This window comes from Paenibacillus sp. 7516 (assembly GCF_002272715.1).
GTDB lineage: Bacteria > Bacillota > Bacilli > Paenibacillales > Paenibacillaceae > Paenibacillus > Paenibacillus illinoisensis_A.
Genome location: NZ_NPBI01000046.1, coordinates 53,725 through 67,828, shown reverse-complemented (window position 1 = coordinate 67,828; position 14,104 = coordinate 53,725). Strand labels below are relative to the sequence as shown.

Here is a 14,104-nt window from a genome sequence, read left to right as displayed (position 1 = left end):
ATTATGCAAGTACTTTTTCGATAAAGATTGTATATTCTAATTCCGCTCTCATTAACATCCCTATATTCTAATCTTAGGTTCGCTGATTATTTGGTCAATCGCTTCAGTAGACTATACAAAATGTTAACATTAAATGCCGGTTACTTGATGATATAAAATTTCTGATTAACTCTCTTATTCTCTACTCGACTTTCTTTGCAGGCATCTTCTTCGGCCAAAAAGTATAACTGAAGCTGATTATGAAGTCGATGACCAATATAATTCCCCACACTCTTACAATGTTCACGAATGCTTCAGTACGGGCAGGATCACCGATCCACCAGATCATAATTAGTAAAAAAGAACTTCCTATAATGTAGGCAGCCAGATGCCGAAACCATCCATGCCGTTCCTGACTTGCATGTTCCCTTCCGTATGCTTTCCTACTGCGTGGATTCTCTCCGCCTTTGAACCAGAATAGAAAGTATCGATCTGCCCACGCAATCATCTGATGACCAAAAGCAATACTAACACCTATATATATGGCCGCGATGCCATGCACCGTACTCGCTGTAACCCCTCTTTGCAGATCCATAACCGTAGCCACTAATAACAATAAATCGATAACAGGTGTCGCCATCAGTAAACCAACACCCAGACGCTTCATACCTAGCAGGTATCTTACAGATAATCCAGCAGCAACGAAAATCCAAAAGGCAATTTCACATCCTATTATAAAATAGGCAATCACTATAACCCCTCCCTTTATAACACAATTGTGCTAAATACAATTTAACACGTTTGTATTATATTAAGCAATAGTGTTATAATTCACATATGCCTAAAATAGTAGATCATGACAAACAGCGACTCCTTGTCGCTGAAGCAGCTTGGCGCATTATACGCAGAGATGGCATGGAGCAAGCATCTGTCCGAAATATTGCTGAAGAAGCAGGAATATCTGCCGGTTCAATGCGTCACTATTTCTCAACTCAATCCGAATTACTCCTATATGCAATGAATCTGGTATCCGAAAGGGTATCCAACCGAATTAAGCAAAAGTCGTTTAACGGTTCTCCTATGGAGAATATGAAACTTCTGCTGCTCGAATTCATGCCGAACACGGACGAAAAAATGGCCGAAATGGAGGTGTGGTTTGCTTTTACAGCCAAGTCCAAAACCGATCCGGCTCTCAAAGCACTCGCTAACAAGGTTTATGATGAAATCAGACAAGCCGTGACTACTGTAATCATGTACCTTGTTAAGCTTAACCTCTCACGAGCTGATCTCAATGAAGAACTGGAGATAGAGCGTCTCTATGCCCTAGTGGACGGACTGTCCATTCATGCCGTGCTCAGACCCGATCAGATGACCTCTGAAATTATGGAAAGTGCTCTTTCTCTACATCTCGCCTCATTGTGTCGCGAAGAAGTGTAAAAGAATAAAGTTTGGTACTTTTCATTACAACTAGACTTAACGAAAGCTTGAACAACAAAAGACATGCCCATAAAACAAGAAAACCGTTAGACATTTCGAGTCCACTTCCTGTTAATGCAGGAGGTAGACCGTTGTCTAACGGTTTTTCTCTATCCGATAATAATCCGGCCTTCCGGATGACGGTACAACTTCTTCTCTTTACGCGGACGAAGCGCATACGCAATAGTTAATGGTCCGATCCGGCCAACAAACATTGTAAAACAGATAATCAATTTTCCTATATCCGTTAATTCATGAGTCACCCCTACGGACAGACCTACCGTACCTATCGCGGAAGCAGCTTCAAACATCAGTGACAGGAATGGTGCATCTTCCGTTGTAAGCAGGAGCATGACCACAATCATGAAGATGATTAACGAAACCATAATGATGGTCAATGCCCTCATGAGCAGTTCTTTGGGAACACGAGAACGGAAAAATACAATATCCTTATTTCCGCGAATCATGGCATATACCGCTCCAATCATAATCAGGAACGTCGTTGTCTTGATTCCGCCACCGGTTGAACCCGGTGAAGCTCCAATAAACATGAGCAGTATGAAGAAAAACTGAGTCGCCTGTCTCATCTCCGTTATATCAATGGAGCTTGTTCCAGACGATCTCGTAGAAACAGACTGGAAGATGGAAGCATAAATCTTCTCAGGCCAGCTCAACGAAGCAAGCGTATGTCCATTAGTGAATTCAAAGATAAACACCACAAGGGCTCCAATACCAATCAGCGCACCAGACACGGAAAGTACCAGCTTCGACTGGAGCGATAAACGGCGGCGTTTATGAAATTCAAACAGGTCATTCAGAACCACAAAGCCGAGTCCGCCAGATATAACGAGCACAGATGCAGTCAGGTTAAACAACAGGTCCCCGGTATAATACTGAAAGCTGTTGCCAAACAGGTCAAATCCACCGTTATTAAAAAGGGAAACCGAGTGAAATATCCCATAGTAGGCTGCTTGTCCCAGAGGCATTTCGGCTGCCCAGCGCAAAGCCAGGATCACAGCAGCCACACCCTCAATCGTAAAGGAAAAGATCAGTACCTTACGGATAATGCGCACAATCCCTTCCATGCTGTCTGCATTAATGGCCTCTTTCAGAAGCAGCCTGTCTTTGAGGGATATCCGTTTACCCAGGACAAGCGCAAACAGCGTTGCAATGGTCATGAAGCCTAGACCGCCAAGCTGCATGAGTACCATGATGACAATCTGTCCAAACAGATTAAATGTCGTTCCTACATCCACAACGACAAGTCCGGTCACACATGCTGCTGAAGTCGCTGTAAATAACGCATCAATGAACGCCAGATGCTCACCGCTTCGGTTCGAAATAGGCAGCATCAGCAGAATGGTACCAATAGAGATAATCAGCAGGAAACCGCCAACCAAAATAAGCGGGGGTGACAGAAATTTGGCAATGTGAAGCCTGAATTTCATGAAGGGCACCTCTTTTAACATAATACAATCTGTAGTCAGATCAAAATGAACCAAGGAACCTTAGAAGGAAAGCTTCCTATGTAAACCTAAAGAGGAACTTGCCCCAGCATGATACTGAATGGCAGGTTCCTCTTCTATTATGAACGTGTAATACGTTCCTTATTATTCTTGCGTACGTGGACGCATGTGAGGGAAGAGCAGCACGTCACGAATGGACGGTGAGTTGGTCAACAACATGATCAGACGATCGATCCCGATACCCAATCCGCCTGTTGGCGGCATTCCGTATTCGAGTGCGCGAATGAAGTCGTCATCCATTTCGTGTGCTTCATCATTCCCGTGTTCTTTCTCCAGCAGTTGTGCTTCAAAGCGTTGACGCTGATCAATCGGATCATTCAACTCGGTGAAGGCATTCGCGTGCTCGCGTCCAACGATAAACAGCTCAAAGCGGTCTGTGAAACGCGGATCTGCATCACTTTTCTTCGCCAGCGGAGAAATCTCAACCGGGTGTCCCATAATAAACGTCGGCTGAATCAACGTTTCTTCGACAAACTGTTCGAAGAATGCATTCAAAATGTGGCCAAACGTCATATGCGGCTCAACCGGAACCTTGTGCTCTTTGGCCAGCTGGTGAGCTTCTTCATCTGTCATTTGCACGGAGAAGTCCACACCAACGACTTCCTTAACCGCATCCACCATCGTTACACGGCGCCATTGCGGAGTAAGATCTACTTGGTAGTCAGCATATTGGATCACTTGTGTTCCGAGCACTTCCTGTGCAATATGAGCAACCAGATTCTCGGTCAATTGCATGATATCTTTGTAGTCCGCATAAGCCTCATACAGCTCAATCATCGTGAATTCAGGGTTGTGACGAGTCGACATCCCCTCATTCCGATAGACACGGCCGATTTCATACACTTTTTCGAGTCCGCCTACAATCAGACGTTTCAAGTGAAGCTCAATCGCAATACGCATGTACAGCTCCATGTCGAGTGCATTATGATGCGTAATGAATGGACGTGCAGCCGCACCACCAGCAATGCTGTGCAGTGTAGGAGTTTCCACTTCAAGATAGCCCAGGGAGTCCAGGTAGCGGCGCATCGACTGAATGATTTTGGAACGTGTAATAAAGGTCTGTTGTACTTCTGGGTTCATGATCAGGTCCACATAGCGCTGACGATAACGCAGCTCTACATCGGTGAGACCATGATATTTATCCGGAAGCGGGTACAGCGACTTGGACAGCACTTCCAAATCTTTTACTTTAACAGACGTTTCACCGGTTTTGGTCTTGAAGACTATACCACTAACTCCAACGATATCACCAAGGTCCAGCAGGCTGAAAGCCGCAAACTTGTCCTCAGATACCGTATCCTGACGAACATAGATCTGGATTCTGCCGCTCAGGTCCTGAATATGCGCAAAGCTTGCCTTACCCATTCCCCGCTTCGCCATAATCCGTCCGGCAATACTGACTTCGATCTGCTTCTCTTCCAGCTCTTCCTTGGTCAGTGTTTCATACTTCTTCAGAATAGAACCGGCTTCTTCGGTACGTACGTATTTTTGGCCAAAAGGGTCGATTCCCAATTTGCGGAGCTCGTCCAATTTGTCGCGGCGAATTTGCAAAAGCTCGCTAAGTTCGGTTTCCTGATTCAAGACTTCATCCGTCATGATCTATATTCATCTCCTTATTTACATTGCAGACATCCTCAGATGTGTTCTTCCTCAAATGTTGAAAAAAGCTTCCCTAAGGAAGCTTTTGTCTCCGTGCCCGACTGCTTCATTGCAATATACTGACTATTGCTTCTTAATATCTACAATTTTATATTGAATTACGCCAGCTGGTACGCTTACGTCAACAACAGTACCTTTTTTCTTACCCAAAATGGCTTTTCCAACAGGGCTTTCGTTCGATATTTTGTTCTGAAGCGGATTGGATTCCGCGGTACCTACAATTGTGTACTCTGTAATGTCTCCGAATTCCAGATCTTCTACAGTTACGGTTGCACCTACGCTTACCGCATCGGTATCAATCTCATCGCTGTTGATGATCCGCGCATTCCGAAGCATTTTCTCCAGAGTGATGATACGACCTTCAATGAAGGCCTGCTCATTCTTCGCGTCTTCGTATTCGGAGTTTTCACTGATATCGCCATACCCGATGGCTACTTTGATCCGTTCAGCCACTTCGCGGCGCTTAACCGATTTCAGTGTTTCCAGTTCTTCTTCCAGCTTCTTGAGTCCCTCTTGTGTAAGGATAACTTCCTTATCGCTCATCTCAACCGATTCTCCTGTCATGGGAATAATTTGATTGCACGGGAACGGAACCAATGCTGAATACAGAGCTCCGACCGCATATATCTTCAAAACTATATGAAGTTCTCCAGAGAAACAGAACGTTCCTCCTGATGCACTAGCCTTATAACGCACATGGCGAATTTATACTGTGAAATTATAGGGGAACGGTCTCGAAAAGTCAATGTTACGCCCCTTATATTTGTAAACGTTTTACAGGACAGGATCAGGATGCATTTTCGGCTACCACTGATTCCGCATCAACGTGCTCTTCATTTTGAATCTGGCCTACAAAGTTCTCCAGAATCTGTACCATCTGATCACGTTTAGTTCCTTCCATAATAACGTCCTTGATGCGTGCAGAACCTTTTAATCCTTTCAGGTACCAAGCCAGATGTTTACGCATTTCCTTGACCGCTACGGCCTCATTCTTCAGCGCAATCAGACGGTCCATATGGAGAATGGCCACACGGATTTTCTCTTCTGCACCCGGATCAGGAAGCAATTCTCCGGAACTCAAGTATTGAATAGTACGATACAGCATCCATGGATTACCCAGTGCCGCTCGGCCGATCATGACCCCATCACAGCCCGTTTCGTCCAGCATGCGACGTGCATCTTCCGGTGAAGATACATCTCCGTTTCCGATCACCGGGATGGAGACTGCTTCTTTTACATTTTTGATATGGGACCAGTCAGCTGTACCTGTGTAAAGCTGCTCACGTGTACGGCCATGCACACTTACCGCCTGACCTCCAGCACGTTCTACCGCGAGTGCATTTTCAACGACGAAAATGTGCTCGTTATCCCAGCCGATGCGCATCTTGACGGTCACAGGCTTCTCGACTGCGTCCACTACAGCGGATACCATATCATAGATTTTGTTCGGATCAAGCAGCCAGCGCGCACCTGCATCACAGTTCGTTACTTTTGGCACAGGGCATCCCATGTTGATGTCGATGATATCCGCGTTGGTTTCTTTGTCTACAATTTTGGCAGCTTCTACAAGCGCTTCACGGTCTCCACCAAAAATCTGCAGGCTGAGCGGTTTCTCCCGCTCATCTACAAACAGCATCTCACGTGTACGCTTGTTGCCATGCACAATGGCTTTGCCACTTACCATTTCCGCACAGACAAGCCCTGTTCCGAATTCTTTTGCAATCAGGCGAAAAGCCGGATTACACACGCCAGCCATCGGCGCAAGTACGACCTGATTTTTCATTTCAATGCCACCGATTTTCAGCATTTCTGTGTTTCTCTCCTTCTGAATACCGCAGATTCTTACATGAATCCCGGTTATGTTGTGCTATATACAATCAACGATTAACGATAGGTGTCTTCGTAAAACACGTTATATACTCATGAGTGACTATAGTGAATGAACCTCTACTTACCCTGCATTTCTTCAACGCTGATGTTCAGCACGCTCGCAATGCGCTCCAGCTCTTGTTCGGATACCTTGCGGTTCCCCCGTTCAATCGTTCCCAGAATAGCTAGCGATATGCCAGTACCAGCTGCAAGTTCCTGTTGTGTTAAACCTTTCAGCTTCCGAAAGGCCCGGATGCGGCTCGCCAGTTGCACGTTTTCCAAAGCTGTATTCCATCCTTTCCATCCAGTACAGACAACGATGAGTGTACATAGGTATACAAGCCTGAAAGCTCGCCTTCAGGTACGATATCTGACAATGGAACAAGCACAAAGGCCCGTTCGCCCATCCGCGGATGTGGTAATTGAAGCAATTCGGTATCCCGACTCTGCCCATCCATCCAGAGCAAATCGAGATCTACTGTTCGAGGACCCCAGCGAATATCGCGGACTCGTCCAAGCCGATTCTCGACATCCAGCAATTCAGTCAGGAGCTGCTCGGGAGTAAGACGCGTCTGTACAGCAGCCGCCATATTCAGAAACGAGGGCTGATCCACATAACCTACAGGCTCTGTCTCATATAGCGATGAACAACGAAGGACTTCTATATCTTGGTGTGCATCGAGTAACGTCAGCGCTTCAAGCAGCGTCTGTTCCCGGTCACCCAAATTGGCCCCTAAAGCAATATAAGCCTCTGAATATTCAGAGGTCGAATGTGCAGTCATGATCGGTTCTCACTTTCTTGTGCGGCGAAGCTCTACCGTTACGCCCTCAAAATGAATATCAAACGGTGGATGCGGCTTCGTCACCTTAACTGTCAATGCATTGATAATAGTATAAGTGTCCAGTAACGAAGATGCAATATGTTCGCCCAAAGCTTCAATTAACTGGAATGATTTGTTTTCCACAATATGTTTTACAAGTTCATGAATTTCGGCATAATTAACGGTCTTGGTCAGATCATCTGTACGCCCAGCTTCCCCAAGCTCCATATCCAATTCTAGATCTATGTAGTAGCGCTGTCCGAGCTTCCGCTCTTCTGCAAAAACACCATGATATCCGTAATATTCCATCCGATGCAGTACCATTCTATCCATAGGATTCGCCCGCCTTCTATAATATTGAGATTGTGTGTTACTACTCGTTCGTTACCTCGTGCAAAACGCTACGCTCCTAGAGCGGGTCAATCGGACCCGCCAGGTTATTTCCTCCGTAGACCCGGAGAGGCATACAACATGGCATCACACATGTCCGCCGTCCTCCGAATCGGCTTCACATCATGAACCCGAACCATCTGGCAGCCTTGGGCGATGCCGAATGCAACCGTTGCTGCCGTCCCTTCTACTGCGTCATTCGCCTGCACTTGAAGGGTGTTCTGAATGAATCGCTTGCGTGAAGTAGCCAGCAGAACCGGATACCCCATCTCGTTAAGAAGTCCAAGAGAAGACATCAGCGTCAGATTCTCGCTCAGATCCTTCACGAAGCCAATACCCGGGTCGAGAATAATCTGATCCGGATGCACTCCGGCGTCCAAGGCAATTTGAATGCTTTCCTGCAGATCCTGAACCACATCACCCAGATAACTTGTGTAATCCCGCTCGGGTCTATTGTGCATCAGAATGATTGGACATCCCAGATCCGCAGCCGTGCGGGCCATATCCGGGTCTGCCTTGGCTCCCCATACATCGTTAATGATGTGAGCACCGGCTAGGATAGCCTTCCGTGCAACCTCCGCCTTATAGGTATCCACGGATATCGGAATATGCGGAGCCTGAAGCTGCAATGCTTCGATCACAGGTATGATTCGGCTGAGCTCTTCCTCGGCGCTGACGGTCTTTGACCCTGGGCGTGTCGATTCGCCTCCGATATCAATCAGATCTGCTCCATCCTCCATCATCTGTATCGCATGGGCAACTGCCAGATCTACCTGATTGTAGCATCCTCCATCGGAGAAGGAATCCGGCGTAACATTAAGGATGCCCATGATCTGTGTCCGTGTGCCAAGCTTGAGTTCAGCTGTCCCCCATGAATAGTTCCGTTCGTAAATAACTGGTGTGAGTGTCATGAAGTATACCCCGCTTTCTGACGGTACATACCCAGAAGTGCTGCTGTAACCGGGCCGATATGTCCGTTACTGATTATCGTTTCGTTTCCGTTCTGTCCTCGTAAAGTCGTAACCGGCACAAGCTCTGCTACCGATCCTGTCAGGAATATCTCATCTGCTTCCTGCAGGTCATTCCAGGTGTATAAGCCCTCGACGCTGGCTAATCCCATATCAGCTGCAATTTCCAGAACTGCTGCCCGAGTGATGCCTGGTAAAATCCCCGTCTCGATGGATGGTGTATGGAGAACCCCCTGCCTCACCCAGAATACATTGCTGACAATACCTTCAGCCACATGACCTTCCCTGGTCAGCTGCAGGCCTTCCGCCCCTTGAGCAGGCTTACCGTATCCATTCAATTCCCGTTTGGCCAGGATGCTGTTCATGTAGTGCAATGATTTGAATCGTATATTCCCTTCAGGTGTGTTGCGAACCGTCGATAAGCATTGAAGCATTCTGCCCTCCTCGTATAAGGATGGAGAGGACTCAGGTAATGCTTTTGCAAATACAATATGATTGGGGCATTCATAATCCCCGGAGGGCAATCCTAGCGCAGCTTCACCTGCCGAAACCGTGTATCGTACATACGCATCTCGAAGACCGTTTGCCTGCAGCAGACGATCGATCCAGTCTTTCAGTTCCTCAACTGTCGTAGTAAATGGAATTCCAAGCTCCACACACCCTGCGGCCATTCGTTCCAGATGGCGTTCCAGCAAGAAGGGGACGCCCTGATAAGTCCGAAAAGTCTCGAACAAGCCCAGTCCGTACAAAAAGCCGTGATCCGTTACCGGAACCACGGCTGCCGCCATATGAACCACATTTCCGTTTATCGCGGCGTACTGCATTCCTATACCTTCACCTTCTGGGACAGAAAGTTACGCAGCATCTGATGCCCATGATCTGTAATGATCGATTCAGGATGGAACTGAACGCCCTCAATGGCAAACTCCTTATGGCGCAGTCCCATAATTTCACCTTCTGCCGTCTCGGCTGTGATCTCCAGGCAATCCGGCAAACTGCTGCGCTCTACAATAAGGGAGTGATAGCGGGTTGCCGTAAACGGGGAAGGCAGTCCGGCAAAGACAGACGTTCCATGATGATGCATTTCCGAGGTTTTGCCATGCATCATGCGATCTGCACGAATGACGTTGCCTCCAAAAGCCTGTCCAATGGCTTGGTGTCCCAAACAAACGCCAAAGATCGGAATGCTACCCTTGAAGTGATCAATGACAGCCAGACTGATGCCTGCTTCATTCGGAGTACAAGGTCCAGGAGAGATCAAAATATGATCAGGTGCCAATGCCTCAATGCCTGCCAGATCAATCTCATCATTCCGGCGAACCTCCACCGTCTCTCCCAGCTCACCCAGATATTGAACCAGGTTATATGTGAAGGAGTCGTAATTGTCGATAACCAGTATCATATTCTTGTTCCTCCTCTTCTCCCGTCATATAATGACGGTTGTTTCGATTAGTTTAGTTTGACTGCTTCCGCTTGCTCACTGTAGTTCACGGCCCTCATCATGGCTCTCGCCTTATTCCGGCACTCCTTGTATTCCCGATACGGATCGGAGTCAATAACAATGCCTGCTCCCGCTTGAACATAGCCCACTCCATCCTTGATGGCCAGTGTTCGGATGACGATGTTCAGCTCCATATTCCCACTGTAGTCCATCCACCCAATGGATCCTGTATAGGGGCCTCTCCGCATAGGCTCAAGCTCCTCAATAATTTCCATGGTCCGTACTTTGGGAGCACCGGTAATCGTTCCACCAGGGAATGTGGCTGCAATGACATCGAAAACGGATAAACCATCGGCAAGCCTCCCCTCCACTTGGGAAACCAGATGCATCACATGCGAATACTTCTCGATGGTCATCAGTTCGGGGACATGAACCGACCCATAGGCTGCAATGCGCCCAATATCATTGCGCTCCAGGTCAACCAGCATAATATGCTCGGCCCGTTCCTTCTCACTGTTCAACAGTTCAGCGGCCATTGCGTCATCCTCGGCTGCATCACGACCTCTTCTCCGTGTGCCCGCAATCGGGCGTGCACTTACCTTGCCGTTATCCACTTTGACAAGAAGCTCCGGTGAACCACTCACCAGTTGAAAGTCCGGACTGCGAAGCATTCCCATATAAGGCGATGGGTTCACAAGACGCAGCCATTCGTATATATCCTCGGCACTGGATTGGATTTGCTTTTCCTGCCGCAGCGAAAGGTTTACTTGGAACACATCACCCTGCCGGATATATTCCTGTACGGTGCGTACAGCCTGTTCGAAATCCTGTTGGGGAAATGATGTCTGCCATCCTTCCGTTTCCCTGTCCGCATCTTCCTGCCTCTGCGACTGACGCATGTGCCTGCTGCGATGCTCCAATGCTTGCTGCTGCTCCTCTGCCTGAGCAAATCCCAAAATATCCAGCCACCGCTGTCGCATGGCTTGAGCTCGCTCTTCAGCTTCTGCATACAAGACTTGAAGGTGTGCCTCGTCCGATTCAGCTCTTAGCGGCAGATGGACCATACAATACAGTGCCTCTTGTTCATGGTCATATGCCCAAAGCTCTTCAAAACGCATCCACCAGTAGTCAGGCAAAGCGGGATTGTCTTCAGCGAGCGTTGGCAGCTTTTCCAGTGATCTGGCTACGTCATAGCTGAGGTAACCTGCACTCCCCCCACCAAAATCAGGAGCCTCACTCACCTTAGGGGCACTGTACGGAACTGACCACCTTTTTAACACGTCCAGCGGTTTACCCGTATCTGTGGACGTCAATCCTTTTTTCAGATCATAGATGACCGCTTCATGTCCCTTGCCTGAAATAACGGATATCGGATGCAATCCCAGAAATGTATATCTTCCGCCCTTCCCGTTCTCCAGCACCATGGAATAGGGCGATGCCTGGTGCCAAGCTGCTTCCCATGTTAACGGTAAACCGCCATGAACCGGTCCCTCATCCGACTTGATCATATACGGCATCATGGTCCATCCTTGTCTGGCCCACTCTGTCCAATCGGCGTATGTTGTCATCAGGTGTGTCATTGCGGTTAGCCGCCCTCCATCTGTCGCTAGTTCTATTGTCTGATAGTATACTAAAGCGCCGCATCTTTTAAAAGCATTCAGCAAAAAATCCCCCATACCCAGCATGTGGGTACGGAGGATTGATATCATTATGCTTACGATTAAGCTTCGAAGTTGTAAAGTGGTGTGCTGAGGTAACGCTCTCCGTTACTTGGCACGATAACAACAACACGTTTGCCTGCACCCAGCTGTTTGGCTACTTGCAGACCTGCACGAATCGCTGCACCGGAAGAAATACCGGACAGAATGCCCTCTTCCTTCGCAACTTGGCGAGCCGTTTCAAACGCATCATCATTCTCAATGTGAATGATCTCGTCATAGATTTCCTGATCCAGAATCTCAGGAATGAAGTTTGCACCGATTCCTTGAATTTTGTGAGGACCCGGCTTGCCGCCTGCCAAAATTGGAGACGCGGCTGGCTCTACAGCAACAATTTTAATTGAAGGGAAGGCTTCTTTCAATACTTCGCCCGTACCTGTAATTGTTCCGCCGGTACCAATCCCTGCAACAAAGGCATCCAATGTACCACCAACAGATTGAATCGCTTCAACGATCTCTGGACCTGTTGTTTCACGGTGGATTTTTACGTTTGCTTTATTCTTAAATTGCTCAGCCATGAAGTATGTTGGGTTTTCCTTAAGCAATTCTTCTGCTTTTTTGACAGCACCGTTCATTCCCTCGGATCCTGGCGTGAGCACCAGCTCAGAACCATAGGCACGAAGCAAGTTACGACGCTCCAAGCTCATCGTTTCAGGCATAACAATGACAGACTTGTAGCCTTTGGCTGCAGCTACCATTGCAAGACCGATTCCTGTGTTACCGCTAGTTGCTTCAATGATGGTATCACCTGGTTTCAGCTTGCCTTCTTTTTCCGCTTCTTCTACGATGCTGATCGCAATACGGTCCTTAACGCTCGAGCCTGGATTCTGATACTCAAGTTTCACGAATACTTCAGCACTGCCTTCAGGTACGATACGGTTGAGACGAACAAGCGGAGTACCTCCGATGAGTTCTGTTACGTTATTAACAACTTTAGCCATATGAATGCCCTCCTTAGTGGGATGAATAATACTTAAGTCCTGTTGCTTATATTGCGCGGCCGGAGCAGCCTCTTGATGTTATAGAAGAACTGCGGAAATCCCTTACTCCATCTGGTCCAGATGCATATCCATGGAATGGATATAAGGTTTCCGAAGGTTTCTTAGGGTTAAACACTGCTTTTAATCCGAGTAAACGAGTAGGTATTTATTATTTTTATCTTATCAACGTTGCACGCCATTGTCAATATGAGTACTCAAAAAAATACTCTGTCCTGGGCCCTAAGCCTGTAGACAGAGTATTTTTATCACGTTGTAGCATTCCAAACAACCCATCCATCGATCAGTAAAAAATCAGGAAGCAGGAATTTCGGCGATAATCACGGCTTCATATTTGTTGCGCAGCCTCTCTTCCACCTGGGGAAGTGGATCAGCCTGGCTCAGAGCCAGCTGCATTCGGATATCTTCACGTACCTCTTCTGCGGATTGAACTTGGGCATCCTGCTTATCATTCAATTTGATAATGGCATATCCATCTTCGACCTGTACTGGCCCAGCAATATCGCCAACATCCAATTGTTCAGCCAGGTTCATGACGTCTTCCGACTGAAACGGATCATTCTGTTCAATCCAGCCAAGCCGCCCTCCAGCATCACGGGTGAAGCTGTCTGTTGATTCAGCTTTTGCCATATCTTCGAAGTCTGCACCCTGCTCCAAATCGTCCAGTAACGAATCGGCTTGCTCTTCATCTTCCACCATAATCATGGACAGATCGTATTTCTCGGGAGAGATGAAGTCCTCGCGGTGCTCGTCCCAATAATGCTCAATGTCTGCATCCTTGACCTGAATACCGCTCGTAGCGATCTTCTCCAATAAAAGTCGATAACCCGCTTCCAGTTCAAGCTCTTGTTTCGTCAGGCCAAGCTGGGACTTCATCTCGTGAAAGTATGCCTGCTCCGAATCATAGCCATCCATCGCAACAGACATTTCCTTCGCTATTTCCTCCGGTGTAACTGTCAGGTTCCGATCAACAGCCTCCGCATAAACCGCTTTGCGGTTCAGCATCTGAAGGAGCATATCGCTGCCATACCGTCGTTTCAGCGCATCCGTCCATTCCTTGTCAGTAATGACCTCTCCGTTGATTGTGGCAATGGCGCTTCCTTCTTCCTGACCTGTATCATGAGGTGCATCTGCATCATCCCGACCTGATCTCATACCCTGGACAACCATTACCGTCCCCATCACCAGCATGCCGAGCGTCAGGACAATTACAGCAGTCCACAGCCCTTTTTCCTGTCTCGTCATTCCGCGTCCCGTCC

15 protein-coding genes are annotated in these 14,104 nt (G+C 47.7%); 1 reads left to right on the top strand and 14 read right to left on the bottom strand.

The window, feature by feature from the left end; all coding sequences use genetic code 11:
• Window positions 1–181: 181 nt before the first annotated feature.
• Window positions 182–730, bottom strand: a complete 549-nt coding sequence (locus CHI14_RS28555) for a 2TM domain-containing protein (RefSeq protein ID WP_095293389.1) — start codon at window positions 728–730, stop codon at window positions 182–184.
• 86 nt (window positions 731–816) lie between these two features.
• Here CHI14_RS28555 and CHI14_RS28550 point away from each other — a divergent pair, with 86 nt between their 5' ends.
• Entirely contained in the window at window positions 817–1,416 is a 600-nt protein-coding gene (locus CHI14_RS28550; protein ID WP_095293388.1) for a TetR/AcrR family transcriptional regulator, read from the top strand.
• A 149-nt stretch (window positions 1,417–1,565) separates the two neighbouring features.
• On the opposite strand, the gene CHI14_RS28545 is transcribed toward CHI14_RS28550, so the two are convergent.
• From CHI14_RS28545 to CHI14_RS28485, 13 genes are all read right to left on the bottom strand, one after another.
• Window positions 1,566–2,903 (bottom strand): TrkH family potassium uptake protein, encoded by a 1,338-nt coding sequence (locus tag CHI14_RS28545; RefSeq protein ID WP_095293387.1) that lies wholly within the window; start codon window positions 2,901–2,903, stop codon window positions 1,566–1,568.
• Window positions 2,904–3,065: 162 nt separating this feature from the next.
• A complete protein-coding gene (gene lysS / locus CHI14_RS28540; RefSeq protein ID WP_095293386.1) occupies window positions 3,066–4,577 on the bottom strand; it encodes a lysine--tRNA ligase in 1,512 nt (503 codons plus the stop codon).
• Window positions 4,578–4,703: 126 nt separating this feature from the next.
• Window positions 4,704–5,183, bottom strand: a complete 480-nt coding sequence (gene greA, locus CHI14_RS28535; RefSeq protein ID WP_095293395.1) for a transcription elongation factor GreA — start codon at window positions 5,181–5,183, stop codon at window positions 4,704–4,706.
• A gap of 244 nt (window positions 5,184–5,427) precedes the next feature.
• Window positions 5,428–6,447 (bottom strand): tRNA dihydrouridine synthase DusB, encoded by a 1,020-nt coding sequence (gene dusB, locus CHI14_RS28530; RefSeq protein WP_095293385.1) that lies wholly within the window; start codon window positions 6,445–6,447, stop codon window positions 5,428–5,430.
• 140 nt (window positions 6,448–6,587) lie between these two features.
• Window positions 6,588–6,791: a helix-turn-helix domain-containing protein gene (locus tag CHI14_RS28525; protein WP_095293384.1), complete on the bottom strand. Its 204-nt coding sequence runs from the start codon at window positions 6,789–6,791 to the stop codon at window positions 6,588–6,590.
• Window positions 6,743–7,291, bottom strand: coding sequence for a 2-amino-4-hydroxy-6-hydroxymethyldihydropteridine diphosphokinase (folK, locus tag CHI14_RS28520; protein WP_095293383.1), 549 nt, complete (start codon window positions 7,289–7,291; stop codon window positions 6,743–6,745). The genes CHI14_RS28525 and folK overlap by 49 nt, the downstream gene beginning before the upstream one ends.
• Before the next feature lie 9 nt (window positions 7,292–7,300).
• A complete protein-coding gene (gene folB, locus CHI14_RS28515) occupies window positions 7,301–7,663 on the bottom strand; it encodes a dihydroneopterin aldolase (RefSeq protein ID WP_095293382.1) in 363 nt (120 codons plus the stop codon).
• A 104-nt stretch (window positions 7,664–7,767) separates the two neighbouring features.
• Window positions 7,768–8,631 (bottom strand): dihydropteroate synthase, encoded by an 864-nt coding sequence (gene folP, locus CHI14_RS28510; RefSeq protein ID WP_095293381.1) that lies wholly within the window; start codon window positions 8,629–8,631, stop codon window positions 7,768–7,770.
• On the bottom strand, window positions 8,628–9,512 hold the full coding sequence (locus CHI14_RS28505; protein WP_095293380.1) for an aminotransferase class IV: 885 nt from the start codon (window positions 9,510–9,512) through the stop codon (window positions 8,628–8,630). Before CHI14_RS28505 ends, folP begins: the two co-directional genes overlap by 4 nt.
• A gap of 2 nt (window positions 9,513–9,514) precedes the next feature.
• Window positions 9,515–10,090, bottom strand: a complete 576-nt coding sequence (gene pabA, locus CHI14_RS28500; protein ID WP_095293379.1) for an aminodeoxychorismate/anthranilate synthase component II — start codon at window positions 10,088–10,090, stop codon at window positions 9,515–9,517.
• A 47-nt stretch (window positions 10,091–10,137) separates the two neighbouring features.
• The gene (locus CHI14_RS28495) at window positions 10,138–11,709 is read right to left on the bottom strand and encodes an anthranilate synthase component I family protein (protein WP_095293378.1); all 1,572 of its coding nucleotides are present in this window, start codon (window positions 11,707–11,709) and stop codon (window positions 10,138–10,140) included.
• Between the two features lie 140 nt (window positions 11,710–11,849).
• Window positions 11,850–12,788 carry a cysteine synthase A gene (cysK, locus tag CHI14_RS28490; protein ID WP_095293377.1) on the bottom strand — a complete coding sequence of 313 codons (939 nt, stop codon included), beginning with the start codon at window positions 12,786–12,788 and terminating at the stop codon, window positions 11,850–11,852.
• Window positions 12,789–13,139: 351 nt separating this feature from the next.
• The gene (locus tag CHI14_RS28485; RefSeq protein ID WP_095293376.1) at window positions 13,140–14,090 is read right to left on the bottom strand and encodes a peptidyl-prolyl cis-trans isomerase; all 951 of its coding nucleotides are present in this window, start codon (window positions 14,088–14,090) and stop codon (window positions 13,140–13,142) included.
• Window positions 14,091–14,104: the final 14 nt, after the last annotated feature.

Coding starts and splice junctions, on each gene's coding strand:
- CHI14_RS28495 (WP_095293378.1), bottom strand. CDS start 11,709: ATGACACACCTGATGACAACATACGCCGATTGGACAGAGTGGGCCAGA.
- folP (WP_095293381.1), bottom strand. CDS start 8,631: ATGACACTCACACCAGTTATTTACGAACGGAACTATTCATGGGGGACA.
- cysK (WP_095293377.1), bottom strand. CDS start 12,788: ATGGCTAAAGTTGTTAATAACGTAACAGAACTCATCGGAGGTACTCCG.
- CHI14_RS28550 (WP_095293388.1), top strand. CDS start 817: ATGCCTAAAATAGTAGATCATGACAAACAGCGACTCCTTGTCGCTGAA.
- folB (WP_095293382.1), bottom strand. CDS start 7,663: ATGGATAGAATGGTACTGCATCGGATGGAATATTACGGATATCATGGT.
- folK (WP_095293383.1), bottom strand. CDS start 7,291: ATGACTGCACATTCGACCTCTGAATATTCAGAGGCTTATATTGCTTTA.
- CHI14_RS28485 (WP_095293376.1), bottom strand. CDS start 14,090: ATGACGAGACAGGAAAAAGGGCTGTGGACTGCTGTAATTGTCCTGACG.
- greA (WP_095293395.1), bottom strand. CDS start 5,183: ATGAGCGATAAGGAAGTTATCCTTACACAAGAGGGACTCAAGAAGCTG.
- CHI14_RS28545 (WP_095293387.1), bottom strand. CDS start 2,903: ATGAAATTCAGGCTTCACATTGCCAAATTTCTGTCACCCCCGCTTATT.
- lysS (WP_095293386.1), bottom strand. CDS start 4,577: ATGACGGATGAAGTCTTGAATCAGGAAACCGAACTTAGCGAGCTTTTG.
- dusB (WP_095293385.1), bottom strand. CDS start 6,447: ATGCTGAAAATCGGTGGCATTGAAATGAAAAATCAGGTCGTACTTGCG.
- CHI14_RS28505 (WP_095293380.1), bottom strand. CDS start 9,512: ATGCAGTACGCCGCGATAAACGGAAATGTGGTTCATATGGCGGCAGCC.
- pabA (WP_095293379.1), bottom strand. CDS start 10,090: ATGATACTGGTTATCGACAATTACGACTCCTTCACATATAACCTGGTT.